Here is a 24,284-nt window from a genome sequence, read left to right on the forward strand (position 1 = left end):
GCGGCGGTCGCCGACCGCCGCCAGGCTGCCGAGATCAACGCGTGACGGCGTTTGCTTGCCGTCGCGCCATCCAAGCATTGGAGAACTACCGATGAGCAATATTTCCGCCCAGATGGTGAAGGAGCTGCGCGAGCGGTCCGGTGCCGGCATGATGGAATGCAAGAAGGCGCTGGTGGAGAACAACGGCGACCTCGACGCCGCCATGGAGTGGCTGCGCAAGTCCGGCCTCGCCAAGGCCGACAAGAAAGCCAGCCGCATCGCCGCCGAAGGCCGCATCGTCACCGACCAGGCCAGCGGCAAGGCCGTACTGGTCGAGATCAACTGCGAAACCGACTTCGTGGGCAAGGACGCGAGCTTCCTGAAGTTCAGCGACGCCGTCGCCGAAGTCGCGCTGAAGTCCGGCGCCGCCGATATCGACGCGCTCAAGGCAGCCGCCTATCCCGGCGGCGGCACCGTCGAGGACGCGGCCAAGGCGCTGATCGCCACCATCGGCGAGAAGATCGACGTGCGCCGCATGGCCCGCATCGAGAACGACGGCGTGATCGGCAACTACATCCATGGCGGTCGCATCGGCGTGCTGGTGTCGCTCAAGGGCGGCTCCGAGGAGCTGGCCAAAGGCATCGCCATGCACGTGGCGGCGATGAACCCGGCGCACGTCCGCGCCGAGGACGTGCCGGCCGAGTTCGTCGCCAAGGAGAAGGAAATCGCGCTGAGCCTGATGTCCGAGAAGGACAAGGCCAAGCCGGCCGAGATCCTGGAGAAGATCATCAGCGGCAAGATCCACAAGATCGTTTCCGAAGTCACCCTGCTGGGCCAGCCCTACGTGCTGGACACCAACGTCACGGTCGCCGAGGCGCTGAAGAAGGAAGGCGCCGACGTCATCTCGGTCGTCCGCCTGGCCGTCGGCGAAGGCATCGAGAAGGTGGAAGAGGATTTCGCCGCCGAAGTCATGAAGCAGGCAGGCTTGAGGTAATCCGAAGTACCCGTCATCCCTGACGGCAAAGACCGGCCATCGGGCAACCGCTCCTGCGTTGCCTCACCTCGGGCATCCATGCCCTCGCCATGGCCGGACTTTCAGAAAGAGCGGGTGCTTCGAACCAGGGGCCGCGGGAAACCGCGGCCCTTTTCGTTGTCGCGGTCAATCCCGGTAGGCGCCCAGGTCGCGACGATGGCCGAACTGCGTGACGTAGAACCCCAGCCGCCCGCGAAAGCCTCCCAGCGCCACCTCCACGCGATGGCGCGGATGGGCCTCGTAATAGGCCGAACTGGTGCAAAGGTGGTCGAACAGGAAGCCGGTCATGGGGCCGCCCCTCAACTGGTAGTCGCATTCCCGGCGCCGCCGGCGGTGAACGGTGTGCATCTGCACCGGCGGCAGGAATGCGGCATCGCCCAGCATTCGCGTGACCCCGCCCGCCACCCCATGCGCCAGCGCGCACCAGATGAAGCCTGCAGCCAAGGCAGCGCAGAACGGTGCCGCCAGGAGCATTTTGGCGGTACCGCCCTGATAGGCTTCGTTGCGTCCGGTGAGATTGACCCACGCGAGCCACACCGTGACCGCCACGCCAAGCACCAGCGCCACGTAGAAGCTGGATCGTTCCACCCACGGCTCGGGCAGGAAGTCGATCCAGCCGCCGTAGAACGCCAGGGCCATCACGATCAGCGTGCCGTGGATGGCGATGCGTCGCCCGCGCGACGGCGCCGGGACCCCGTAATAAAGCGTGTTCCACCCCACCCGTTCGCTCCTTGAACCGAATCCGTCACGGCGACTTCAATCGACCGACGCAAGCTTACCCGAGAGCGGCTCTGCCGCTACAATGTGGCGGTTTGCCCCCACAATCCGGAGAACCCATGAGCACCCAGCCCAAGTACCACCGCATCCTGCTCAAGCTCTCCGGTGAAGCGCTGATGGGCGAGGCCGACTACGGCATTGATCCGAACGTGATCGGCCGGCTCGCCGAGGAGATCATCGAGGTGCGCCGCGCCGGCGTGGAAGTGGGCGTGGTGATCGGCGGCGGCAACATCTTCCGCGGCGCCGGCCTGGCCGCGGCCGGCATGGATCGCGTCACCGGCGACCACATGGGCATGCTCGCCACCGTGATGAACGCGCTGGCGATGGCCGATGCGATCGAGAAGCGTGGCGGCTATGCGCGGGTGATGAGCGCGATCCAGATCCACGACGTGGCCGAGGACTACATCCGCCGCCGCGCGATCCGCCACATCGAGAAGGGCCGCATCGTGCTGTTCGCTGCCGGCACCGGCAATCCGTTCTTCACCACCGACTCGGCCGCGGCGCTGCGCGCCGTGGAAGTCGGCGCCGACCTGCTGCTCAAAGCCACCAAGGTCGACGGCGTCTACAGCGCCGATCCCGCCCGTGACGCGCACGCCATCCGCTACGAGCGGCTGAGCTACGAGGAAGTGATCCAGCGCAACCTGCAAGTGATGGACACCGCCGCGATCGCGCTGTGCCGCGACCACGGCATGCCGCTGCGCATCTACGACATGAGCGTGCCCGGCAGCCTGATGCGCATCATGGGCGGCGAGTCGATCGGCACGCTGGTCGGCTGAGTCGGCCCGCGGGGGCGACGCCCGCCACTGCTATAATCACGCGTTGCCAGATTCACCGGGGTACGACACATGCTCAACGACATCAAGAACGATGCCCAGGCCCGCATGGGCAAGAGCATCGACTCGCTCAAGCACGACCTCACGCGTATCCGCACCGGCCGCGCCAGCACCACGTTGGTCGACCACATCAAGGTCAGCTATTACGGCGCGGAAACGCCGCTGTCGCAGGTCGCGTCCGTGACGCTGGCCGATGCGCGCACCATCCTCATCACGCCGTGGGAAAAAAACATGGTGGCGCCGATCGAGAAGGCCCTGATGGCATCGGACATCGGCATTACGCCGACCACCGCCGGCACCGTGATCCGGCTCAACATGCCCGCGCTCACCGAGGAGCGTCGCAAGGAGCTGGCCAAGCACGTGGGCCATGAGGGCGAGAACGCCAAGATCGCCATCCGCAACGTGCGCCGCGATGCCCTGCAGCAGGTCAAGGACCTGCTCAAGGACAAGCAGATCACGGAGGACGAGGATCGCCGTTTCGACGACGAGATCCAGAAGCTCACCGATCGCGCGGTCAAGGACGTCGATACCGTGGTCAAGGCCAAGGAAGAGGAGCTGATGGCGCTCTGAGCGCCATCGCACCCCGCATGCCGGCCGCCACGGCTGCCCGGGTTCCCCGCCATGTCGCCATCGTGATGGACGGCAACGGGCGCTGGGCCCGCGCCCGGCACCGTCCGCGCAGCTTCGGCCACAACGCCGGGCGCCGCGCGGTGCGCGAGGTGATCGAAGCCTGCCTGCGCGAAGGCGTGCCGGTGCTGACCCTGTTCGCCTTCTCCAGCGAAAACTGGCAGCGCCCGCAGGACGAGGTCAGCGCGCTGATGAACCTGTTCGTGCGCGCGCTGGACAAAGAAGTGGAGGAACTGCACGGCCACGGCGTGCGCCTGCGCTTCATCGGCGACCTGGACAGCTTCGACGAGCCGCTGCGCCAGCGCATGCGCGCGGCGACGGACCGCACCGCCGGCAACGCGGCGCTGCAACTGAATATCGCGGTGAGTTACGGCGGCCGCTGGGACATCGTGCAGGCCTGTCGCCACGCTGCCGCGGCAGTCGCGCATGGCGAGTTGCGCGCCGACGAGATCGACGAATCACGGCTGGGCCAGTGGATGAGCCTGGCCGAGCTGCCGCCGCTGGACCTGTTCATCCGCACCGGCGGCGAACGCCGCATCAGCAACTTCCTGTTGTGGCAGGTCGCCTACGCCGAGCTGTACTTTACCGATACGTTGTGGCCCGATTTCGACCAGGCTTGCCTGCGCGAGGCCATCGCCGACTACGCTTCGCGCGAGCGCCGCTACGGCCGCACCAGCGCGCAGCTGGCCCCTGCCCCCTAGAGGATTTCCATGCTGCTTCAGCGCATTCTCACCGCCCTGGTGCTCGCGCCGCTGGCGATCCTGATCGTCCTGCTGCCGCCGACCGGCGTCTTCGGCGTGATCGTGGCCGTGGCTTTCCTGGCGGCATGGGGGGAATGGGCCCAGCTGAGCGGCCTGCATGGCCGTGCCCGGGTGGCCTTGCTGATCGTGGCCGCCGGCGTGTTCGTGCTGCTCTGGCTGGCGCGCGACAGCGCGTGGCTCGACTGGCTGCTGGTCGCTGGTGTGGCATGGTGGCTGGTGGCCTGCCTGTGGCTGCGCCACTTCGCGTTCGCCGCCGCGCCCACGCGCGACAACACCGCGCTGAAACTGCTGGCCGGCGCATTCGTGATCTTTCCGGCCTGGGTCGCCCTGGTCCGCATCCATGGCCACTCGCCGCACGGCCCGTGGTGGACCTTGCTGGCGCTGATGATCGTGTGGGCCTCGGACATCGGCGCCTACGCCGCCGGCCGCGCCTTCGGCAAGCGCAAGCTGGCGCCGCATATCAGCCCGGGCAAGACCTGGGCCGGCGCCTACGGCGCGCTGGTCGCCGGCGTGCTGCTGGCGCTGGTCGGCGCCTGGCTGCTCGACGTGCGTGATGTGCGGTTGCTGGCGCTGGCGCTGCTGGCGGCGGCCACCGTGTCCATTTCTATCGTCGGCGACCTGTTCGAGAGCCTGCTCAAGCGGCATGCCCAGGTGAAGGATTCGGGCAGCATCTTTCCCGGCCATGGCGGCCTGATGGATCGACTGGACAGCGTGTTCGCGGCACTGCCCATTTTCGCCGCCGGCTTGTGGCTGCTGCAGTTGTGACGATGCGCACGGTCGCTGTCCTTGGTGCCACCGGCTCGATCGGCGGCAGCACGCTGGACGTGATCGCGCGCCATCCGGAGCGGTTCCGCGCCAGCGTGCTCACCGCGAACCACCGCGTCGAGGCGCTGGTCGAACTGTGCGCTCGTCACCGGCCGGACCTGGCCATCGTCGCCGATCCCGCGCACGAGCGCGAACTGGCCCGGCGCCTGGTCGACGCCGGGGTGCGCTGCGACGTCGCCAGCGGCCCGGACGCGCTGGTCACCGCGGCGGCCGGCAACCTGTGCGACACCGTGGTGGCGGCCATTGTCGGCGCCGCCGGGCTGGAGTCGACCCTGGCCGCCGCGCAGGCCGGCAAGCGGCTGCTGCTGGCCAACAAGGAGTCCATCGTGATGGCCGGCCCGCTGCTGCTGCAGGCGGTCGAGCGCGGTGGCGGGGTGCTGGTGCCGGTCGACTCCGAGCACAACGCGTTGTTCCAGTGCCTGCCGGGCGGTCGCCCCGCACTGGCCCGCAGTGGCGTGCGCCGATTGATCCTGACCGCGTCCGGCGGCCCGTTCCGCGGCCGCAGCCGCGCCGAGCTGGCGCATGTCACGCCCGACCAGGCCTGCAAGCATCCCAATTGGGTCATGGGCCGCAAGATCTCGGTCGACTCGGCCACCCTGATGAACAAGGGGCTGGAGGTGATCGAGGCGCATCACCTGTTCGCCGCGCCGGTCGAGGCTATCGAGGTGGTGGTGCATCCGCAGAGCCTGATCCACTCGATGGTCGACTACGTCGACGGCTCCGTGCTGGCGCAACTGGGCAACCCGGACATGCGCACCGCGATCGCCCACGCGCTGGCCTGGCCGGAGCGGGTCGAGTCCGGGGTCACCCCGCTCGACCTCGCCGCCTGCGCGCCGCTGCAGTTCGAGGCGCCGGATCTGGCCACCTTCCGCTGCCTGGCGCTGGCCTTCCAGGCGCTGCGCGCCGGTGGCGATGCCCCGACCGTGCTGAGCGCGGCCAACGAGGTGGCGGTGGAGGCCTTCCTCGCCGGCACGCTGGCGTTCCTGTCGATCGCCGACGTGGTCGAGGCGGTGCTTGCGGAACTGCCGGCGCAGCCGGTGGTCGATATCCCGACCCTGCTCGAGCGCGACCGGGCGGCCCGCGAGGCGGCCCGGCGCGTACTGCGCAGGGCTTGCTGATATTCTTGTCCCGATGACTTTCCGCTGCGGTACTTGATGACTTCCTTTTTCGGCTCGGTGTTCTGGTTGCTGGTCACGCTCGGCGTGCTGGTGACCTTCCATGAGTTCGGCCACTACTGGGTCGCGCGGCGCTGTGGGGTCAAGGTGCTGCGGTTCTCGATCGGCTTCGGCAAGGCGATCTGGAAGCGCATCGGCCGCGACGGCACCGAATACTGGATCGCGGCGATCCCGCTGGGCGGCTACGTGAAGATGCTGGACGCGCGCGAGGGCGAGGTCGACCCGGCCCTGCGCGACCAGGAGTTCACCGGCAAATCGGTGTGGAAACGCATCGCCATCGTGGCGGCCGGGCCGGGCTTCAACGTGATCTTCACCATCGCCGCGCTGTGGCTGATGTTCATGCTCGGCCGGAGCGACTACGCGCCGATCGTCACCGCCACGCCGGACAGCATCGCCGCCGAGGCAGGCATCCAGCCGGGCGACCGCATCCTCAGCGTCAACGGGCGCCAGGTCTCCACCTGGAGCGATTCGATGGACGCGGTGGGCAACGCGCTGCTGGCGCTGACCCCGCTGCCGCTGACGGTGCGCCACGCCGACGGCCAGACCCGCGAACTCGTGCTGCCGCTGGACCGTCTGCCGGCCGGCCAGCCGATCGACCAGTACTTCGGCAAGCTCGGCTTGCGCCTGGCGCCGCCGCCGGCGATCGCCGGCACGGTCAAGCCCGGGCAACCGGCGGCCCTGGGCGGCATCCAGGGCGGCGATCGCATCGTCAGCATCAACGGCCAGCCGGTGGGCGATTTCGACAGCCTCGGCAAGCTGGTGCAATCGGCGGCGGCCACATCGCCGCGACTGTCGATCGGCGTGCTGCGCGACGGCCGGCTGCTGACCCTCGCGGTCACCGCGACATGGGAGTCGCTCGGCGACCAGCCGGCGAAGTGGATGCTGGGCGTCGCCCCGCCGCCACCGGAGCCGGCCACCGTGCAGTACTCGCCGGCGCGCGCACTGGGCGCCGCGTTCGCCACCACCTGGCGCAATACCCGGCAGACCTTCGGCATGATCGGGGAGATGCTCAGCGGGCACGCCTCGACCAAGAACATCTCCAGCGTGATCGGCATCGCCCAGTACGCCAATGCGTCGGCGCAGATGGGGCTGGCGTGGTTCCTGCAGTTCCTGGCGATGGTGTCGCTGAGCCTGGCGATCCTGAACCTGCTGCCGATCCCGGTCCTCGATGGCGGGCACCTGCTGTATTATCTGATCGAACTGGTCAAGGGCAGCCCGGTCAGCGAACAGGCCATGATCATCGGCCAGTACATCGGTCTGGTCCTGCTGTTCAGCCTGGTCGGATGGACGCTATTCAACGACATCCAGCGAACCCTGCTGTCGTGATGCGCATCGCCATCGCCCTCGACCACCTGGCGATCCGCCAGACTGCGCCGGCCGTGCTTGCCCGGGCCGACGCGGTCCGCGACAACTCCCGCTGGAATGCAGCGCCCCTTTTCGCGACGGGCTCATCCCCCGCCGCATGCGTTGACGGAGCGGCCGCGCTGGCCGCCCCGTCAAACTAACCCAACGGAACCGACGATGAAGCGTATCGCCGCGCTGATCCTGCTTGCCTCCCTTGCCGCCAACGCGTACGCGTTCGAGCCCTTCGTGATCTCGGACATCCGCATCGACGGCCTCAGCCGCATCGCGGCCGGCACGGTGTACAACTACCTGCCGGTGAACAAGGGCGACCGGCTCACCAACGCCGAGGCGGCACGCGCCATCCGCGCGCTGTACCAGACCAAGTTCTTCAGCGACGTGGAGCTCGACCGCGACGGCAACATCCTGGTGATCAAGGTGGTCGAGCGGCCGTCCATCGCCAAGCTCAACATCCGCGGCAACCACGACATCAAGACCGACGATCTGAAGAAGGGCCTCAAGCAGACCGGCATCTCCGAAGGCGAGACCTTCGACCGGCTGGCCATCGACGGCGTGCAGCAGGAGCTGATCCGGCAGTACTACAACCGCGGCAAGTACAACGTGTCGGTCGAGCCGCACGTGACCCGGCTCGACCGCAACCGTGTCGCCATCGACATCGAGATCCGCGAGGGCAAGGCCGCCAAGATCCGCGAGATCAACATCCTCGGCAACCACGCCTACACCGACAAGCAGATCCGCGACGATTTCGAGTCCGGCACACCGAACCTGATGTCGTGGTACTCCAAGAATGACCAGTACTCGCGCGAGAAGCTTTCCGGCGACCTGGAGAAGCTGCAGTCCTACTACATGAACCGCGGTTACGCGGATTTCGGCGTGGATTCGACCCAGGTCAGCATCTCGCCGGACAAGCGCAACATGTACATCGACGCCAGCATCAAGGAAGGCGACATCTACAAGGTCACCGACGTCAAGCTGCTCGGCGACCTGATCCTGCCGGAAAAGACGATGCGCCAGCTGGTGTTCGTCAAGGAAGGCGACATCTTCAACCGCGGCGCGATCGAGAACTCCAGCAAGGCGATCAAGGCGGTGCTGTCCAACATCGGCTATGCCTACGCCAAGGTCACGCCGATCCCGAAGCTGGACAAGGACAAGCACACGGTCGACCTGACCATGTACGTCGAGCCGGGCCAGCGCGTGTACGTGCGCCGCGTGATCTTCTCCGGCAACACCAAGACCGAGGACAACGTGCTGCGTCGCGAGATGCGCCAGCTCGAAGGCTCCATGTACTCGCAGGCCGCGATCGACCGCTCGAAGATCCGCCTGCAGCGGCTGGGCTACTTCAAGAAGGTCGACATCGACAAGAAACTGGTGCCCGGCTCGCAGGACCAGGTCGACGTCAGCGTCAAGGTCGAGGAGCAGGCCGCCGGCAGCATGCAGTTCGGCATCGGCTACTCGCAGTACGCCGGCATCATCCTCAACGCCTCGTTGAGCCAGAACAACCTGTTCGGCAGTGGCGACAGCTTCTCGGTGAGCGGCTCGCGCAGCACCTACCAGACCAGTTTCGGCGCCAACTACTACAACCCGTACCTGACCGACAACGGCATCGGCATCGGCTACAGCGTCAACTATTCCAAGACCGACTACGGCAACACCGACTACGCCAACTACAGCACCAGCGCCAAGGGCTTCTCCACCTACCTGGGCATCCCGATCAGCGAAACCGACGGCGTGCGCGTGGGCCTGGGCATCAGCAGCAACAAGGTCAACCTGTTCCCCGGCTACAGCCCGCGGGACCTGATCGACTACCAGAACCAGCTCGGCAACAAGACGATCCATTCGTGGACCGGCACGCTGGGCTGGAACCACGACACCCGCAACGGCTTCTGGGCGCCCACCCGCGGCGGCCTGCTGCAGGCCCAGGCGGATGTCGCCCTGCCCGGCTCCACCGTGCAGTACTGGAAGCTCACCGCCGAGGCCAACCATTACTGGCCGATCGGCAAGGGCTTCGTGCTCTACCTGGACGGCCAGGTGGGCTACGGCAAGACCTATGGCAAGAACGGCATCAGCGACGACCAGTTCGCCGTGCTCAAGGCCGCCACCGAAGCGCAGCGCGGCGCAGGCTACGTGATGCCCGACCTGCGCCAGGATTTCCCGTTCTTCGCCAACTTCTCCGCCGGCGGCGTGCGCGACGTGCGCGGCTTCCAGGACAACACCCTGGGCCCGCGCGTGTGCATCGACGGCAGCTCGCCGGACGCGCGCGGCAACTGCCTGGGCGCCTACTGGGCGCAACCGATCGGCGGCTCGTTCAAGGTGCTGGGCACCGCCGAGCTGTACCTGCCGCTGCCGTTCCTGAAGGACATCAACACCGCGCGCGTGTCGCTGTTCACCGACGTCGGCAACGTCTACCGGGATTACCAGAGCTTCGACGCCAGCACGCTGCGCGCCTCGGCCGGCGTATCGCTGCACTGGCAGGCGCCGATCGGCCCGCTGATCATCAGCCTGGCCGTGCCGTTCCGCTCGCAGCCGTCGGACGGTCATTACGAGGAGCGCATCCAGTTCACCTTCGGCAGCCAGTTCTGACCATCGGCCGGTGCGGGCGCCGCCACGTGCGGAGCTGCCGGCGTATCGAAGGAAAACGCGGCGATGCCGCGTTTTCTTTTTCGTCGTCCGGGCACACCTGCGTCGTGCGGTGCCACGCCCTACAATGACGCGCACCGTCCGGAGCCACGCATGAACGCCATCCACTACTCGGCAGCCGAACTGGCCGCGCGCTTCGGCCTCGACGTCCGCGGCGACGGCACGCGGATGGTGAGCGGCGTGGGCACGCTCGGTGGCGCCGGCGCCAGCGAGTTGAGCTTTCTTTCCAACAGCAAATACACCGCGCAGCTGCTGTCCACCCGCGCGGGCGTGGTGGTGCTGCGCGAGGAGAACCTCGCCGATTGCCCGGCCACCGCGCTGATCGCCAGGGACCCCTACGTCGCCTACGCGCGCATCGCCGCGCTGTTCGAGCGCCTGCCCGCCGCACCGGCTGGCGTGCATCCCAGTGCCGTGGTCGCCGCTTCCGCGCGCGTCAGCGCCGGCGCCAGCATCGGCCCGTGCTGCGTGATCGAGGCCGATGCAGTGGTCGAGGACGGCGCCGTGCTGGGGCCACATTGCATCATCGGCGAGGGCTGCACGGTGGGGGCGCAATCGCGGCTGGTGGCCCGGGTCACCCTGGTCACGCGCGTCATCCTGGGTCGCCGCGTGCTGGTGCATCCCGGCGCGGTGATCGGTTCGGACGGCTTCGGCCTGGCCTTCGACACCGACCACTGGATCAAGCTGCCCCAGTTGGGTGGGGTACGCATCGGCGATGACTGCGAGATCGGCGCCAACACCACGATCGACCGCGGCACGCTGGACGACACCGTGCTGGAAGAAGACGTGCGGCTGGACAACCAGATCCAGATCGCCCACAACGTGCACGTGGGCGCGCACACCGCAATGGCCGGATGCGCCGCCGTGGCCGGCAGTGCCAGGATCGGCCGCTACTGCCAGATCGGCGGCAATGCGGGCGTGCTCGGCCATCTCGAGCTGGCCGACCGGGTTACCATTACCGCCAAGAGCCTGGTCACCCATTCGATACGCGAACCGGGCGAGTACTCCTCCGGCGTGCCGCTGCAGGAAAATCGCCTGTGGCGCAGGAATGCGGCGCGATTCAAGCATCTGGACGAATACGCGCGCCGTCTGGCGGCACTGGAAAAGGACAAGAGCAATGACTGAGGAAAATTTCGAGATCACCCTGCCGGTGCAGGTGGAGCAGATCCAGCGCCTGCTGCCGCACCGCTACCCGTTCCTGCTGGTCGACCGGGTGATCGAGGTCGTGCCGGACGTCAGCGCGGTCGCGCTGAAGAACGTCACCATCAACGAACCGTTCTTCGATGGCCATTTCCCGGGCCATCCGGTGATGCCGGGCGTGCTGATCATCGAGGCGATGGCGCAGGCCGCCGGCCTGCTGACGCAGATCAGCCGCCGCATGAAGGGCGACGCGGGCAGCCCGTTGTTCTATCTGGTCAAGGTCGACAATGCGCGCTTCAGCGCTCCGGTGGTGCCGGGCGACCAGTTGCGCCTGGAAGTGAACCTGAAACGCCTGGTCCGCGGCATGGGCCTGTTCGCCGCGCGCACCACGGTCGACGGCAAGGAAGTGGCAAGCTGCGAACTGATGTGCGCCGCGAGGTCATGAACATGAGTGACAGCACCGCGATCCACCCCACTGCGCAGGTCGACCCGGCTGCCGTGATCGGCGCCGGCGTGCGCATCGGCGCCTATAGCGTCATCGGCGCGCAGGTGGAGATCGGCGACCGCACGGTGATCGGCCCGCACGTGGTGATCGAAGGCCCCACCCGGCTCGGGTGCGACAACCGCGTCGCCCAGTTCGCCTCGCTGGGCGGCGATCCGCAGGACAAGAAATTCGCCGGCGAGCGCACCGAACTGGTCATCGGCGACCGCAACCTGATCCGCGAATTCACCACCATCAACCGCGGCACCGGCGACGGCGGCGGCGTCACGCACCTCGGCGACGACAACTGGGTGCTTGCCTACGTGCACATCGCGCACGACTGCCAGGTCGGCAATCACGTGGTGTTCTCCAACTATTCCGCCCTGGCCGGGCACGTGGAGATCGGTGACTGGACGATCCTCTCCGGCTATTCGGGCGTGCACCAGTTCTGCAAGGTCGGCGCGCACGCCTTCATCGGCATGGGCTGCCTGGTCGGCCACGACGTGCCGCCGTTCGTGATGATGGCCAACGAGCAGCAGGGCCGCCCGCGCGGCATCAACAGCGAAGGCCTCAAACGCCGGGGCTTCGATGCCACCCGCATCGCCGCGATCAAGCGCGCCTACCGCACCCTCTACATGGCCGGCCTCTCGCTGCCCGAAGCCCGCGAGAAACTCGCCGAGCAGGCGCGCGAAAGCGCCGACGTCATGGCAATGCTGGAGTTCCTCGACCACAGCGAGCGGTCGTTGGCGCGATAAGCGCGTCGCGCTTATCGCAAAATCAAGCACGCGCTCTGGCTCTCGCTTCACGACGGAGACGAAATGCAAAACACCGGCGTCTCCGCACCTGCCCCGCTGATCGCCATCCTCGCCGGTGAGGATTCCGGCGACCAGCTCGGTGCCGACCTGATCGTCGCCTTGCGCCAGCGCTACCCGCAGGCGCGCTTCGTCGGCATCGGCGGGGCGCGGATGCAGCGCGAGGGCTTCGAGTCCTGGTACGACATCCGCGAGCTGTCGCTGTTCGGTTTCAGCGAGGTGATCAGCCACCTGCCGCGCCTGCTGCGTCTGCGCCGTTCCCTGGTCGCGCGCCTCAGGCAGGCCAGGCCGGCGGTGGTGATCGGCATCGACGCCCCGGATTTCAACCTCGGCGTGGAACGGCGCCTGAAGGAGGCCGGCTTGCGCACGGTTCACTACGTCAGCCCCTCAGTGTGGGCATGGCGCGAGAATCGCGTGGAGAAGATCGGTCGCAGCGCGGACCGCGTGCTGTGCCTGTTCCCGATGGAACCGGCGATCTACGCGCGCCATGGCATCGACGCGCGCTTCGTCGGCCACCCGCTGGCCGACCGCTTCGCGCTGGTCGCCGACCGCGTCGGCGCGCGCGAGGCGCTGCACCTGCCGCAGCAGGCGCCGGTGCTGGCGGTACTGCCGGGCAGCCGGATGTCCGAGGTGGATCGGCTGGGCCAGATTTTCCTGGATGCCGCGCAGCGCGTTGCTGCAGTCGTGCCCGGCCTGCGCATCGTGGTTCCCGCCGCCAATGCACGGGTACACGCGCGGTTGCAGGAACTGCTCGCCCGATTGCCGGCCAGCGAACCCGCGCCGCTGCTGCTGGACGGCCAGGCCCACGAGGCGATGCTGGCCGCCGACGTGGTGCTGCTGGCCTCCGGCACCGCCACGCTGGAGGCCATGCTGGCCAAGCGGCCGATGGTGGTCGGCTACCGCGTGGCGCCGCTGAGCTATCGCATCGCGCGCGCCCTGAACATGATCAAGACGGACGTCTATTCGCTGCCCAACATCCTGGCCCGCGCCAGCGGGCTGGGCCCGGGGCCGTGGGTGCCCGAGCTGATGCAGGACGACTGCACCGCCGACAAGCTGGCCGCCGCCACGCTGGCCCTGTTCGGCGACAGCGAGCGCCGCAGCGCGATCGTGGCCGCCTTCGAATACCTGCACCAGGAACTGCGCGGCGACATGGCCGGCCACGCCGGCGAACGGGCCGCGACCGCGGTGGCGGAGCTGGTCGACGATCACGGCCGCGCCGATGGCTGAGCTTGTTCTCGACAGCCATCGCCCGCCGCCGCGCTCGCAGGCGGACGAGGACGGATCGGCGACCAGCCTGCTGGTCGCCGGCGTCGACGAAGCCGGTCGCGGCCCTCTCGCCGGTCCGCTGGCGGTGGCGGCGGTGATCCTCGATCCGGTCCGGCCGATCCGCGGCCTCGACGATTCGAAGAGGCTCAGCGAGGCGCGCCGCGAGGCGCTGTTCCCGCTGATTCTCGAACGCGCGCTGGCGTACTGCATCGTGCTGGTCGAGCCGGAGGAAATCGATTCGCTGAACATCTTCCGCGCCACCATGACCGGCATGCGCCGCGCCCTCGCCGGCCTGGCGCCCGCCGCGCAGCACGCGCTGATCGACGGCAACAAGCTGCCGCCGGACCTGCCCTGCCCGGCGCGCGCGATCGTCGGCGGCGACGCGCTGGAACCGGCCATCAGCGCGGCCTCGATCCTGGCCAAGGTCACCCGCGACCGCTTGATGGTGGAACTGGACGCGCTCCACCCCGGCTACGGCTTCGCCCTGCACAAGGGCTACCCCACGCCGGCCCACCTCTCCTCGCTGCAGCGGCTGGGGCCATGCCCACTGCACCGCCGCAGCTTTGCCCCGGTGCGCCTGCTGCTGGATCAGGCCAGCTTGTTCTGAGGCAAACATCGCGGCCGCGATTGCCGCACCCGGCCATCGCTTACACTGGCCTCTCGTGACCGCTGGTCCATGGATATGAAGGGGACGCCATGCGACGGATGAGCCTGCTCCTGGTCGCCTTGATGAGCTGCTTCGCCGCCACCGCGGGCGTGCGGCCCGGCGACGTGCCGCCGGATTCACTGGGGCCAACGATGGATGGACACACGGTGAGCCTGGCCTCGCTGCGCGGCAAGGTCGTGGTGATCAGTTTCTGGGCGACCTGGTGCGGCTACTGCATGAAGGAGATGCCGGTGCTGGCGAAGATGCAATCGCTGGCGACCGAGCGCGGCATGTCGCTGCAGGTGGTGGCGGTCAACTACAAGGAGGATCGCCGCGTCTTCCTGCGTGCCGCGCGCGCACTGGGCAAGAGCCTCCCCGAACTGCTGCTCACCTAGGATCGTCACGGCGCCATCGGCAAGCCGTATGACGTCACGGGAATCCCGGTGATGGTGATGCTGCATCGTGACGGCACCGTGGCCCATGTCCACGTCGGATATGGCGAAGACATGCTCGGTACGCTCGTCGAGGAGATCAACGCGTTGCTGCGCGAACCGCCGATCGCGGCACCGGTGCTCGCGCCGCGATGACCCCCGGTCGGCGCCGGCCCGCGCTTCGCGCAAACCCCGCGCAAGTCAATCTTGCCGCTGCCTGCGGCGGCGGGTAGCCTGCACGGATAACGCGCGCAGATTTGCATGACCGCCAGCTTCGCCCACCTTCACCTGCACAGCGAGTACTCGCTGGTCGACTCGACCATCCGCATCAAGGCGCTGGTCGCCGCCTGCGTGCGCGACGGCATCCCGGCGGTGGCGTTGACCGACGAATGCAACATGTTCGCGCTGGTCAAGTTCTACAAAGCCTGCAGCGCGGCCGGAATCAAGGCCATCGGCGGTTGCGACCTGCTGGTCTCGGCGCCGGACGATCCGCGCCCGTGGCGGCTGACCCTGCTGTGCCAGGACCATGACGGCTACCTCAACCTGTCGCGGCTGGTGTCGCGTGCCTGGCAGGAGGGCCAGCACGGCGGACGCGCGCTGATCGACGCCGGCTGGTTGCATGGCGAGGCCTGCAGCGGGTTGATCGCCCTGCTCGGCCGCGACAGCGAAGTAGCCCGCATCGCGGTGCACCAGGGCGGCGACGCCGCGCTGGCGAAACTGCGCGCGCTGGCACGACTGTTTCCGGATCGGCTGTACCTGGAGTTGACCCGCTGCGGCCGCGACGGCGAGGAGCTCTGGAACAGCGCCGCCCTGGGCCTGGCCGCCACGCTCGACTTGCCGGTGCTGGCCAGCAACGACGTGCGCTTCCTCAAGCAGGCCGACTTCGACGCGCACGAGGCGCGCGTGTGCATCAACCAGGGCCGCGTGCTGGCCGACCCCAAGCGCCCGCGGGAATACACCGACCAGCAGTACCTCAAGACGCCCGGAGACATGGCGACGCTGTTCGCGGACCTGCCCGAGGCACTGGCAAATACCGTCGAGCTGGCCAAGCGCTGCACGCTGGAACTCAAGTTCGGCAAGTACTACCTGCCCGACTTCCCCGTGCCGGCGGGCCACGACCTCGACAGCCACATCCGCGAACTGTCGCGGCAAGGCCTGGAACAGCGCCTTGCACTCGCGCCGCTGGCTGCCGGCCACTCGCGCGCGGACTACGACGCGCGGCTCGAACGCGAGCTGGACGTCATCGTCAAGATGGGCTTCCCCGGCTACTTCCTGATCGTCGCGGACTTCATCAACTGGGGCAAGCAACACGGCATTCCGGTGGGCCCCGGGCGTGGTTCCGGCGCCGGCTCGCTGGTGGCGTGGGCGCTGAAGATCACCGACCTCGACCCGCTGCAGTTCGACCTGCTGTTCGAGCGCTTCCTGAATCCCGAACGCGTGTCGATGCCAGACTTCGACATCGACTTCTGCATGGACCGCCGCGACGAGGTGATCGACTACGTCGCGCGCAAGTACGGTCGCGACAAGGTCAGCCAGATCATCACCTACGGCTCGATGGCGGCCAAGGCGGTGCTGCGCGATTCGGGCCGCGTGCTCGGCATGGGTTACGGCCAGGTCGACAAGCTGGCCAAGATGATCCCGCCGCGACCGCTCGACCTGACCCTGTCCGACGCGCTGGGCCTGTCGGAGAAATCGAAGAAGGAAACCGACCGCGTGGTGCGCGAGTTCTGCGACGCCTACGCGCAGGACGAGGACGCCCACGCGCTGATCGACCTGGCGCTGAGCCTGGAAAACCTCACCCGCAACGCCGGCAAGCATGCCGGCGGCGTGGTGATCGCGCCGACCCCGCTCACCGATTTCTCCCCGCTGTACTGCGAAGCCGGCGGCGGCGGTGTGGTCACCCAGTACGACAAGGACGACGTCGAGGCGGTCGGCCTGGTCAAGTTCGACTTCCTCGGCCTGCGCACGCTGACCATCATCGACTGGGCGGTCAAGGCGATCAACGCGCGCCGCGCGAAGACCGGTGAGGCGGCGCTGGACATCTCGGCGCTGCCGCTGGACGACCCGGCGCCGTACGAGCTGCTGAAGAAGGCGCAGACGGTCGCCGTGTTCCAGCTCGAATCCTCCGGCATGCAGCGCATGCTGAAGGATGCGAAACCCGATCGCTTCGAGGACATCATCGCGCTGGTGGCGCTGTACCGCCCCGGCCCGATGGACCTGATCCCCAGCTTCATTGCGCGCAAGCACGGCCGCGAGGAAGTCGAATATCCCGACCCGCGCGTCGAGCCGATCCTGAAAGAGACCTACGGCATCATGGTCTACCAGGAGCAGGTGATGCAGATGGCGCAGATCGTGGGCGGCTACACGCTTGGCGGCGCCGACCTGCTGCGCCGAGCGATGGGCAAGAAGAAAGTCGAGGAGATGGTCAAGCACCGCGCGATCTTCCGCGAGGGTGCGGCCAAGGACGGACTCAGCGGCGAAAAGGCCGACGCCATCTTCGACCTGATGGAGAAGTTCGCCGGCTACGGTTTCAACAAGTCGCACGCGGCCGCCTACGCGCTGGTGTCGTACCAGACCGCCTGGCTGAAGGCGCATTACCCCGCCGAGTTCATGGCCGCGACGATCTCCGCGGACATGGACAACACCGACAAGGCGGTCACCTTCCTCAACGAAGCGCGCGCACTGGGCATCGTGGTGCAGCCGCCGGACGTCAATGCGTCCGAGTACATGTTCGTGGCGGTGGAACCCAAGGTCATCCAGTACGGCCTGGGCGCGATCAAGGGCGTCGGCCACGGCGTGTGCGAGGCGATCGTCGCCGAGCGCGCGCACGGGCGCTACACCGACCTGGCCGATTTCTGCCGCCGGATCGATCCGGGCAAGCTCAATCGGCGTGTGCTGGAGGCGCTGATCCTGTCCGGCGCGCTGGACGCGCTGGCGGCCAACCGCGCCAGCCTGATGCTCCAGCTTCCCGACGCGGTCAAGGCCGCCGAACAGCACCAGCGCGACCGGCAATCGGGCCAGAACGACATGTTCGGCGCGGCGATGGGCTCTGCCACGCCGGTACTCGAGATCGAATTGCCGACCGCGCCGGAGTGGCCGCTGGAACAACGCCTGCAAGGTGAACGCGACACCCTCGGCCATTACCTCTCCGGCCACCCCACCGACCCGTGGAAAGACGAGCTGGCGCAGCTGTCCACCTGCCCGCTGGGCGAGATCGTCGACCGCTACCAGCCGCCGAAGCCGCGCCGCAACGACGACGGCAGCGAGAACCGCTTCCGCCGCGGCCCGGACACGCCCTGGACCATCGCCGGCATGGTCGCCGCCGTGCGCAAGCGCGGCGACAGCGACGCGTTCGTGCGCATCGAGGACGGCGGCGGCGCCATCGAGGTGAGTTTCTTCGGCGAGATCTACCACCAGGCCGCGCCGCTGCTCACGCGCGGACAGTTGTTGGTCGTCGACGGCGGCCTGCGCATCGACGAATTCTCCGGCGGCGGTTTCCAGTTGCGCGCGCGCAGCGCCTGCTCGCTCGACGACGCCTGCCGCAGGCACGCGCGCCTGCTGCAACTGAAATTGAACGGCATCCACGCCGACTTCGCCGAACAACTGCAACGCACCCTGGCCGGCTACCGCGGGGGCCAGGCCAGCGTCACCCTGCACGGCTACCGCAACCGCAGCGCCCAAGCCGACCTGGAACTGGGCGAGGAATGGCGCGTGGACGCCATCCCCGCCCTGCTGCGCGCCGTGCGCGCGCTGCCCGGAGTGCAGGCCGCACGCCTGCGCATCGTCAAGCAGCAGGATTGAGACACCGCCGGGCGCATGTATTCACTGTCTGCGGGCACGCATGGAGAGACCGATGACCGTTGCCTATAAATGGACTTTCGCGCTGTTCGCGTTGGTTTTTTTCGGCGGCGTCCATGCGCAGCAGACACATCCCGACGCGCCGTTTCTGTGCGAGGGAGGCGATGGCAGCAGCGACCAGACGACACTCGCCGAAGTCGTCGGCGACGGACGCGCCCACTTCGTCGCGGGCACCGACGACTGCCCTTCCACGGCGGATCACTGCCGGGAAAAGGCCTACCTGATCCCGGGTGACCAGGTACTGGCGGGCGACGTCCGCGGCGACTACGCCTGCGTCATGTTTCCCGACAACCAGGATGGACACGCCGGCTGGCTGCCGCGCAACCGCCTGCGGCCGGTGCTGGCGCAGCCATCACCGTCGGCATGGGAAGGCGACTGGGTGCAGGGGGACAACCGCATCACGATCCGCCATGACAACGGCATGTTGCGTGCCGACGGCGAAGCCTATTATCCGATGGCCGACCCGCCGCCGGACCAGTTCCCCGGCGGCCCCAACCTGGGCGCCATGGGCGGGGAGGCACGGCCCAGCGGCCATCACGCAACCTTTGTCGACGATGCGTGCGAGATGAGCGCCTTCCTGGTCGGGAAGTTTCTGGTGGTCAGCGACAATCACCAGTGCGGCGGACTCAACGTCCGCTTCGACGGCATCTATCGACGCAGGTAGGCCTTCGCGGGATTACTTGCCGCCCCGCTCCATCATCGCCTTCAGGTCGGCAAACGGATTGCCCGTCGCCGGCGGCGCTTCCTCCACTGCCATCACCCCGCCGCGCACGTGGTCGATATGCCGCGCGTGCTCGTTGTCGTGGCAGTACACGCACAGCAGTTCCCAGTTGCTGCCGTCGGCCGGGTTGAAGTCGTGATCGTGGTTGCGGTGGTGCACGGTCAGTTCCTGCAGATTGGCGCGGGTGAACTCGCGGGCGCAGCGACCGCACACCCACGGATACATCTTCAGCGCCCGCTCGCGATAGCCCAGCTCGCGCTGCTCGGCGGCGCGTCGCGCCTCGGCCACGATGCGGTCGAGTTTCGCGTTGTCGATGGGTTTGCTGGGCATGGCGGCGATCCGGCGGCGGGTGCTCGATGGGGCGGACGATAACGCAATCACCGCGTCCGCGGCAGGCATCTGTCGACCCGATCACGGCCATACGGCGCCGTTCTCGCCTTTTCTTGCGGAACGGTATACTTGAGCGCTTCCGTGCAATGAACAGCAACGAATGAACCCCAACTTCCTCGATTTCGAACAACCCATCGCCGAACTGGATGCGAAGATCGAGGAGCTTCGCCACGCCAGCGATGGCCAGGCGTTCAACATCGACGAGGAAGTGGCGCGCCTGCGGCAGAAGGTGAAGGTGAAGACGGCGGACATCTTCCGCAACCTCAATTCCTGGCAGACCACCCAGCTTTCCCGCCACCCGGCGCGGCCCTACACGCTCGACTACATCGGCGTGATCTGCGAGGAGTTCCACGAACTGGCCGGCGACCGCATGTACGCCGAGGACGCTGCCATCGTGGGCGGCCTGGGCCGCATCAACGGCCGGCCGGTGATGATCATCGGCCACCAGAAGGGCCGCGACACCAAGACCAAGGTGCGCCGCAACTTCGGCATGCCGCGCCCCGAGGGCTACCGCAAGGCGCTGCGCCTGATGCAGATGGCCGAGCGTTTCGGCTTGCCCCTGCTGACCCTGATCGACACCCCGGGCGCCTACCCCGGCGTCGGCGCCGAAGAGCGCGGGCAAAGCGAGGCGATCGCGCGCAACCTGCTGGAAATGGCCGAACTCAAGGTACCGATCATCTGCACCGTGATCGGCGAGGGCGGCTCCGGCGGCGCGCTGGCGATCGGCGTCGGCGACCGCACCAACATGCTGCAGTACTCCACCTATTCGGTGATCTCGCCCGAAGGCTGCGCCTCGATCCTGTGGAAGAGCGCCGACAAGGTAAAAGACGCCGCCGAGGCCCTGGGCATGACCGCCCCGCGCCTGCTCGAACTGGGCCTGATCGACAAGCTCATCCGCGAGCCGCTCGGCGGCGCCCACCGCAACCCGCGCTCGATGGCGATCCGCCTGAAAGCCGTGCTGCTGAACCAGCTCGACGAGCTGCAGGCGATGCCGGTCCCCGACCTGCTCGAACAGCGCTACAAGCGCCTGCGCAGCTACGGGGCTTATCAGGAATAGCTCCCCTTGCCCCGTCCCTGCCTGTGCGGGTAGGAGCCCGCTCGCGGGCGATGCTTTCGCGAATCCCGATCCCCGACTCCCGGCTCCGAAAGCATCGCCCGCGAGCGGGTTCCTTCGGCAATGGCGGAAAGGCGGCGAAGCGCTACCATCGGCTCATTCTTTCCGACGGACTCGCGCGCCATGGCCCACGACAAGCTCGCCGTACTGATCGATGCCGACAATGCCCGCCCGGCGATCGTCGAGGGCCTGCTGGCCGAGATCGCCAAATACGGCACCGCCCACGTCAAGCGCATCTACGGCGACTGGACCAAGCCGGACTTGAACGGCTGGAAGGAAGCGCTGCTGCGCTACTCGATCCAGCCGATCCAGCAGTTCCGCTACACGGTCGGCAAGAACGCCACCGACTCGGCGATGATCATCGACGCGATGGACCTGCTCTACGCCGAGCGCTTCGACGGCTTCTGCATCGTCTCCAGCGACAGCGATTTCACCCGCCTCGCCTCGCGCATCCGCGAATCGGGGCGCATCGTCTACGGTTTCGGCGAGAAGAAGACGCCGGAGCCGTTCCGCACCGCCTGCGACAAATTCATCTATACCGAGGTGCTGGCTGGCACCAGCGAGACCGAAACCGAGACGGCACCGAAACAGCGCTCGGCCAAGGAACTGCGCGGCGACAGCAAATTGATGAACATGCTGCGCAATGCGATCGAGGCCGCGTCCGACGAGACCGGCTGGGCCAGCCTCGGGCCGGTCGGCAGCATCATCAACAAGCAGTCGCCCGACTTCGACTCGCGCAACTATGGCTACGCAAAACTGAGCGGCCTGATCAAGGGCATCGGCCTGTTCGACACCGAGGAGCGCCAGATCGGCAACGGCAAGCACATTTACGTGCGGTCCCGCGCCGACAAGAAATGAGCGACCCGCTGCAAGCCCATCTACTCGCGGCGCTGACCGCGACAGCACCCGCGCCGATCTGTGTCGCCTTCAGCGGCGGCCCCGATTCCAGCGCCCTGCTGCACGCGCTGGCCCGCGAACCGCTGGCCCGGGAACGCGGGTTGCGCGCGGCGCACGTCGATCATGGCTTGCATGCCGACAGCGCGCGTTGGGCGGCACACTGCGCTCGCTTCTGCCAGGACCTCGACGTGCCTTGCGCGCTGGTGCGCGTGGACGTGCCGCGCGATGGCGGCAAGGGCCTGGAGGCCGCCGCGCGGCACGTCCGCCATGCCGCGCTGGCCGACTTGCTGCACGATGGCGAGTGGCTGCTGTTCGGCCACCATCGCGACGACCAGGTCGAGACCGTACTGCTGAAATTGCTGCGCGGCGCAGGGCCGGAAGGCCTGGGCGGGATGCGCGTGCGGCGACCGTTCGGCGCCGGCCAACTCTGGCGCCCCCTGCTGGAGCTGCCGCGGGCCACGCTGCTCGACTACGTCGCCGCCCACCAACTCGACTGCATCGACGACCCCTCCAACGCCGACATCCGCCTCGCGCGCAATCGCCTGCGCCATGAAATCCTGCCGGGGCTGCTGCGTTACTGGCCGCAGGCCTGCGACTCGATCCTGCACAGCGCCGCGCTGAGCCGCGATGCCGCCGACGCACTGCGCAGCCAATGGCTCCCCGCGTTCGATGCCCTGCACGACCACGCCAGCGGCAGCCTCGACCTGCCCGGCTGGCGCGCGCTGCTGCCCGCATTGCGCGAACCGCTGCTCGACCACTGGCTGCACCTGCGCGGACTGGCCGCTCCCGGTGCGGCGCAGCGCCGGCAGATCGAGCGCCAGTGCGATGCACGTGCCGGCCAGTTGCCCTGCGTGCGCTGGGCCGGCACCGAGTTGCACATCTGGAAGCAGCGATTGTGGGCCCTGCCGACACAGGCACCGATCGACCCCGACTGGCAACAGCGCTGGAGCGGCGAACCGCTGGCGCTGCCGGACGGTGGCGAACTGGCGCTGACGGCGCCGGCCACCCGCCTGGCGCAACCGCTGCAAGTGCGCATGCGCCGCGGCGGCGAGCGCATCCGCCCGGCGGGCAACCCGCACACGCGCGAGTTGCGCAACCTGTTCCAGCAGGCGCAGATGCCGCCGTGGCGACGCGACGCGTGTCCGCTGCTGTATGCCGATGGCGAGCTGATCGCCGTGGCCGACCGCTGGATCAACGCCCGCGGTGCCGAGCTGTTCGAACGCTGCGGCGCGCAGCCCCGCTGGCGCCCCGGACGCTGATCCAGATCACGCCCGCGGCTTGCGACGACGCCGCGCCGATTGATTCGCCCGCCGCGCTGCGCTAGCGTTGCGGGCCATGGCCAAGACCGCTCCCAAGACCGTTGCCGACCCCGCTCCCGCCGTCGATTTCGAACACTCGCTCGACGAGCTGGAGCAACTGGTCACCCGGATGGAAGGCGGCGAGTTGAGCCTCGACGAATCGCTTGCCTCGTTCGAGCGCGGCATCGGCCTGTTCCGTCATTGCCAGCAGTCGCTGCAACAAGCGGAACTGCGCGTGCGCCTGCTGCTGGACCCCGATGCCCCCGACCGCGCCGAACCGTTTGAACCCGAACTCTGAGTCCGCCGAACTCGGCCCTGCCCTGCAGTCGCTGGTTGCCCGCGCCGAGCGCGCGCTGCAACGCTGCCTGCCCCCGGCCGCCCACGCCACCGACCATCTGCGTCGCGCCATGCACTATGCCGTGATGGGCGGCGGCAAGCGGCTGCGCCCGATGCTGGTCTACGCTGCCGCGCACGCGCTGGACGAAGACGGTCCGGCACTGGACGCCGCCGCCTGCGCGGTGGAACTGATCCACGCCTACTCGCTGGTGCACGACGACCTGCCCGCCATGGACGACGACGCGCTGCGCCGCGGCCGGCCGACCTGCCACGTGGTGTTCGGCGAGGCGATGGCGATCCTCGCCGGCGACGCGCTGCAGGCGCTGGCGTTCGAGGTGCTCGCCGCCGAAGAGGCCGGTGCCATCGACACCCGCGTGCGCATCGCGATGCTGCAAACGCTGGGTCGCGCCTGCGGCGCCGACGGCATGGCCGGCGGGCAGGCGCTCGACCTGGCCGCGGTCGGGCGTCCGCTGGAGCTGGCCGAACTGGAATACATGCATGGCTGCAAGACCGGCGCGCTGATCCGCGCCTCGGTGCGCCTCGGCGCGCTGGTCGCTGCGGCGGACGACGACGCGCTGCAGGCGCTGGACCGCTACGCCAGCGCCGTCGGCCTGGCCTTCCAGGTGCGCGACGACATCCTGGACGTGGAAGGCGACCCTGAAGTGATCGGCAAGACTGCCGGCAAGGACGCCGCCGCGGTCAAGCCCACCTTCCCCTCGATCATCGGCCTCGACGCCTCGCGCGCACGGCTGGCCGAACTGACCGATGCCGCGCTGGCGGCGATCACGCCGTGGGGCGCGCGCGCCGTGCTGCTGCAAGAGCTGGCCCGCTACGCGGCGCATCGCACGCGTTGATTCGCGGCAACGAAAAGGCGGCCCGCAGGCCGCC

At 68.2% G+C, this 24,284-nt stretch carries 24 protein-coding genes; 22 read left to right on the plus strand and 2 right to left on the minus strand.

The window, feature by feature from the left end:
- Window positions 1-91: 91 nt before the first annotated feature.
- Complete coding sequence (tsf, locus tag ACVCMB_RS06960) at window positions 92-973, plus strand: translation elongation factor Ts (RefSeq protein ID WP_395119729.1); 882 nt, start codon at window positions 92-94, stop codon at window positions 971-973.
- 165 nt (window positions 974-1,138) lie between these two features.
- On the opposite strand, the gene ACVCMB_RS06965 is transcribed toward tsf, so the two are convergent.
- The gene (locus tag ACVCMB_RS06965; RefSeq protein WP_395119730.1) at window positions 1,139-1,732 is read right to left on the minus strand and encodes a hypothetical protein; all 594 of its coding nucleotides are present in this window, start codon (window positions 1,730-1,732) and stop codon (window positions 1,139-1,141) included.
- Between the two features lie 116 nt (window positions 1,733-1,848).
- Between ACVCMB_RS06965 and pyrH the strand changes: the two genes are divergently transcribed.
- The 16 genes from pyrH to ACVCMB_RS07045 all read left to right on the plus strand — a co-directional run bounded on the left by pyrH (window position 1,849) and on the right by ACVCMB_RS07045 (window position 19,304).
- Window positions 1,849-2,565 (plus strand): UMP kinase, encoded by a 717-nt coding sequence (pyrH, locus tag ACVCMB_RS06970; RefSeq protein WP_395119731.1) that lies wholly within the window; start codon window positions 1,849-1,851, stop codon window positions 2,563-2,565.
- A 69-nt stretch (window positions 2,566-2,634) separates the two neighbouring features.
- Window positions 2,635-3,192: a ribosome recycling factor gene (gene frr / locus ACVCMB_RS06975; RefSeq protein WP_395119732.1), complete on the plus strand. Its 558-nt coding sequence runs from the start codon at window positions 2,635-2,637 to the stop codon at window positions 3,190-3,192.
- A 17-nt stretch (window positions 3,193-3,209) separates the two neighbouring features.
- Entirely contained in the window at window positions 3,210-3,950 is a 741-nt protein-coding gene (uppS, locus tag ACVCMB_RS06980; protein ID WP_395119733.1) for a polyprenyl diphosphate synthase, read from the plus strand.
- Window positions 3,951-3,959: 9 nt separating this feature from the next.
- Entirely contained in the window at window positions 3,960-4,775 is an 816-nt protein-coding gene (locus ACVCMB_RS06985) for a phosphatidate cytidylyltransferase (protein ID WP_395119734.1), read from the plus strand.
- A gap of 2 nt (window positions 4,776-4,777) precedes the next feature.
- Complete coding sequence (locus tag ACVCMB_RS06990) at window positions 4,778-5,953, plus strand: 1-deoxy-D-xylulose-5-phosphate reductoisomerase (protein ID WP_447106501.1); 1,176 nt, start codon at window positions 4,778-4,780, stop codon at window positions 5,951-5,953.
- 36 nt (window positions 5,954-5,989) lie between these two features.
- A complete protein-coding gene (rseP, locus tag ACVCMB_RS06995; RefSeq protein WP_395119736.1) occupies window positions 5,990-7,336 on the plus strand; it encodes an RIP metalloprotease RseP in 1,347 nt (448 codons plus the stop codon).
- A gap of 195 nt (window positions 7,337-7,531) precedes the next feature.
- Window positions 7,532-9,952 (plus strand): outer membrane protein assembly factor BamA, encoded by a 2,421-nt coding sequence (gene bamA / locus ACVCMB_RS07000; protein ID WP_395119737.1) that lies wholly within the window; start codon window positions 7,532-7,534, stop codon window positions 9,950-9,952.
- Between the two features lie 150 nt (window positions 9,953-10,102).
- Window positions 10,103-11,131 carry a UDP-3-O-(3-hydroxymyristoyl)glucosamine N-acyltransferase gene (gene lpxD, locus ACVCMB_RS07005; RefSeq protein ID WP_447106502.1) on the plus strand — a complete coding sequence of 343 codons (1,029 nt, stop codon included), beginning with the start codon at window positions 10,103-10,105 and terminating at the stop codon, window positions 11,129-11,131.
- Entirely contained in the window at window positions 11,124-11,591 is a 468-nt protein-coding gene (fabZ, locus tag ACVCMB_RS07010; RefSeq protein ID WP_395119739.1) for a 3-hydroxyacyl-ACP dehydratase FabZ, read from the plus strand. The genes lpxD and fabZ overlap by 8 nt, the downstream gene beginning before the upstream one ends.
- A 2-nt stretch (window positions 11,592-11,593) precedes the next feature.
- The gene (gene lpxA / locus ACVCMB_RS07015; protein WP_447106503.1) at window positions 11,594-12,382 is read left to right on the plus strand and encodes an acyl-ACP--UDP-N-acetylglucosamine O-acyltransferase; all 789 of its coding nucleotides are present in this window, start codon (window positions 11,594-11,596) and stop codon (window positions 12,380-12,382) included.
- A gap of 63 nt (window positions 12,383-12,445) precedes the next feature.
- Window positions 12,446-13,666, plus strand: a complete 1,221-nt coding sequence (gene lpxB, locus ACVCMB_RS07020; protein ID WP_395119741.1) for a lipid-A-disaccharide synthase — start codon at window positions 12,446-12,448, stop codon at window positions 13,664-13,666.
- Window positions 13,659-14,312 (plus strand): ribonuclease HII, encoded by a 654-nt coding sequence (rnhB, locus tag ACVCMB_RS07025; RefSeq protein ID WP_395119742.1) that lies wholly within the window; start codon window positions 13,659-13,661, stop codon window positions 14,310-14,312. Before lpxB ends, rnhB begins: the two co-directional genes overlap by 8 nt.
- 98 nt (window positions 14,313-14,410) lie before the next feature.
- Window positions 14,411-14,746 (plus strand): TlpA disulfide reductase family protein, encoded by a 336-nt coding sequence (locus ACVCMB_RS07030; RefSeq protein ID WP_447106504.1) that lies wholly within the window; start codon window positions 14,411-14,413, stop codon window positions 14,744-14,746.
- 51 nt (window positions 14,747-14,797) lie between these two features.
- Window positions 14,798-14,938 (plus strand): hypothetical protein, encoded by a 141-nt coding sequence (locus ACVCMB_RS07035; protein WP_447106505.1) that lies wholly within the window; start codon window positions 14,798-14,800, stop codon window positions 14,936-14,938.
- Between the two features lie 105 nt (window positions 14,939-15,043).
- The gene (gene dnaE / locus ACVCMB_RS07040) at window positions 15,044-18,583 is read left to right on the plus strand and encodes a DNA polymerase III subunit alpha (protein WP_447106506.1); all 3,540 of its coding nucleotides are present in this window, start codon (window positions 15,044-15,046) and stop codon (window positions 18,581-18,583) included.
- 52 nt (window positions 18,584-18,635) lie between these two features.
- Complete coding sequence (locus ACVCMB_RS07045) at window positions 18,636-19,304, plus strand: hypothetical protein (protein WP_395119745.1); 669 nt, start codon at window positions 18,636-18,638, stop codon at window positions 19,302-19,304.
- Between the two features lie 12 nt (window positions 19,305-19,316).
- Here ACVCMB_RS07045 and ACVCMB_RS07050 read toward each other — a convergent pair whose 3' ends face one another.
- The gene (locus tag ACVCMB_RS07050; protein WP_395119746.1) at window positions 19,317-19,691 is read right to left on the minus strand and encodes a YajD family HNH nuclease; all 375 of its coding nucleotides are present in this window, start codon (window positions 19,689-19,691) and stop codon (window positions 19,317-19,319) included.
- A gap of 160 nt (window positions 19,692-19,851) precedes the next feature.
- On the opposite strand from ACVCMB_RS07050, the gene ACVCMB_RS07055 reads away from it, so the two are divergent.
- The 5 genes from ACVCMB_RS07055 to ACVCMB_RS07075 all read left to right on the plus strand — a co-directional run bounded on the left by ACVCMB_RS07055 (window position 19,852) and on the right by ACVCMB_RS07075 (window position 24,250).
- A complete protein-coding gene (locus ACVCMB_RS07055) occupies window positions 19,852-20,808 on the plus strand; it encodes an acetyl-CoA carboxylase carboxyltransferase subunit alpha (RefSeq protein WP_395119747.1) in 957 nt (318 codons plus the stop codon).
- A gap of 180 nt (window positions 20,809-20,988) precedes the next feature.
- On the plus strand, window positions 20,989-21,723 hold the full coding sequence (locus ACVCMB_RS07060; RefSeq protein WP_395119749.1) for an NYN domain-containing protein: 735 nt from the start codon (window positions 20,989-20,991) through the stop codon (window positions 21,721-21,723).
- Window positions 21,720-23,021 (plus strand): tRNA lysidine(34) synthetase TilS, encoded by a 1,302-nt coding sequence (gene tilS / locus ACVCMB_RS07065; protein ID WP_395119750.1) that lies wholly within the window; start codon window positions 21,720-21,722, stop codon window positions 23,019-23,021. The genes ACVCMB_RS07060 and tilS overlap by 4 nt, the downstream gene beginning before the upstream one ends.
- Before the next feature lie 76 nt (window positions 23,022-23,097).
- A complete protein-coding gene (locus ACVCMB_RS07070) occupies window positions 23,098-23,358 on the plus strand; it encodes an exodeoxyribonuclease VII small subunit (protein ID WP_395119751.1) in 261 nt (86 codons plus the stop codon).
- A complete protein-coding gene (locus tag ACVCMB_RS07075; RefSeq protein ID WP_447106507.1) occupies window positions 23,342-24,250 on the plus strand; it encodes a polyprenyl synthetase family protein in 909 nt (302 codons plus the stop codon). Before ACVCMB_RS07070 ends, ACVCMB_RS07075 begins: the two co-directional genes overlap by 17 nt.
- The last annotated feature ends 34 nt before the right edge of the window (window positions 24,251-24,284 follow it).

This window comes from Rhodanobacter sp. UC4443_H10 (genome assembly GCF_052978325.1).

Excerpts from the sequence above, each read along its gene's own strand:
- tsf (WP_395119729.1), top strand. The coding sequence starts at position 92 with ATGAGCAATATTTCCGCCCAGATGGTGAAGGAGCTGCGCGAGCGGTCC.
- pyrH (WP_395119731.1), top strand. The coding sequence starts at position 1,849 with ATGAGCACCCAGCCCAAGTACCACCGCATCCTGCTCAAGCTCTCCGGT.
- frr (WP_395119732.1), top strand. The coding sequence starts at position 2,635 with ATGCTCAACGACATCAAGAACGATGCCCAGGCCCGCATGGGCAAGAGC.
- uppS (WP_395119733.1), top strand. The coding sequence starts at position 3,210 with ATGCCGGCCGCCACGGCTGCCCGGGTTCCCCGCCATGTCGCCATCGTG.
- ACVCMB_RS06985 (WP_395119734.1), top strand. The coding sequence starts at position 3,960 with ATGCTGCTTCAGCGCATTCTCACCGCCCTGGTGCTCGCGCCGCTGGCG.
- ACVCMB_RS06990 (WP_447106501.1), top strand. The coding sequence starts at position 4,778 with ATGCGCACGGTCGCTGTCCTTGGTGCCACCGGCTCGATCGGCGGCAGC.
- rseP (WP_395119736.1), top strand. The coding sequence starts at position 5,990 with ATGACTTCCTTTTTCGGCTCGGTGTTCTGGTTGCTGGTCACGCTCGGC.
- bamA (WP_395119737.1), top strand. The coding sequence starts at position 7,532 with ATGAAGCGTATCGCCGCGCTGATCCTGCTTGCCTCCCTTGCCGCCAAC.
- lpxD (WP_447106502.1), top strand. The coding sequence starts at position 10,103 with ATGAACGCCATCCACTACTCGGCAGCCGAACTGGCCGCGCGCTTCGGC.
- fabZ (WP_395119739.1), top strand. The coding sequence starts at position 11,124 with ATGACTGAGGAAAATTTCGAGATCACCCTGCCGGTGCAGGTGGAGCAG.
- lpxA (WP_447106503.1), top strand. The coding sequence starts at position 11,594 with ATGAGTGACAGCACCGCGATCCACCCCACTGCGCAGGTCGACCCGGCT.
- lpxB (WP_395119741.1), top strand. The coding sequence starts at position 12,446 with ATGCAAAACACCGGCGTCTCCGCACCTGCCCCGCTGATCGCCATCCTC.
- rnhB (WP_395119742.1), top strand. The coding sequence starts at position 13,659 with ATGGCTGAGCTTGTTCTCGACAGCCATCGCCCGCCGCCGCGCTCGCAG.
- ACVCMB_RS07030 (WP_447106504.1), top strand. The coding sequence starts at position 14,411 with ATGAGCCTGCTCCTGGTCGCCTTGATGAGCTGCTTCGCCGCCACCGCG.
- ACVCMB_RS07035 (WP_447106505.1), top strand. The coding sequence starts at position 14,798 with ATGGTGATGCTGCATCGTGACGGCACCGTGGCCCATGTCCACGTCGGA.
- dnaE (WP_447106506.1), top strand. The coding sequence starts at position 15,044 with ATGACCGCCAGCTTCGCCCACCTTCACCTGCACAGCGAGTACTCGCTG.
- ACVCMB_RS07045 (WP_395119745.1), top strand. The coding sequence starts at position 18,636 with ATGACCGTTGCCTATAAATGGACTTTCGCGCTGTTCGCGTTGGTTTTT.
- ACVCMB_RS07050 (WP_395119746.1), bottom strand. The coding sequence starts at position 19,691 with ATGCCCAGCAAACCCATCGACAACGCGAAACTCGACCGCATCGTGGCC.
- ACVCMB_RS07055 (WP_395119747.1), top strand. The coding sequence starts at position 19,852 with ATGAACCCCAACTTCCTCGATTTCGAACAACCCATCGCCGAACTGGAT.
- ACVCMB_RS07060 (WP_395119749.1), top strand. The coding sequence starts at position 20,989 with ATGGCCCACGACAAGCTCGCCGTACTGATCGATGCCGACAATGCCCGC.
- tilS (WP_395119750.1), top strand. The coding sequence starts at position 21,720 with ATGAGCGACCCGCTGCAAGCCCATCTACTCGCGGCGCTGACCGCGACA.
- ACVCMB_RS07070 (WP_395119751.1), top strand. The coding sequence starts at position 23,098 with ATGGCCAAGACCGCTCCCAAGACCGTTGCCGACCCCGCTCCCGCCGTC.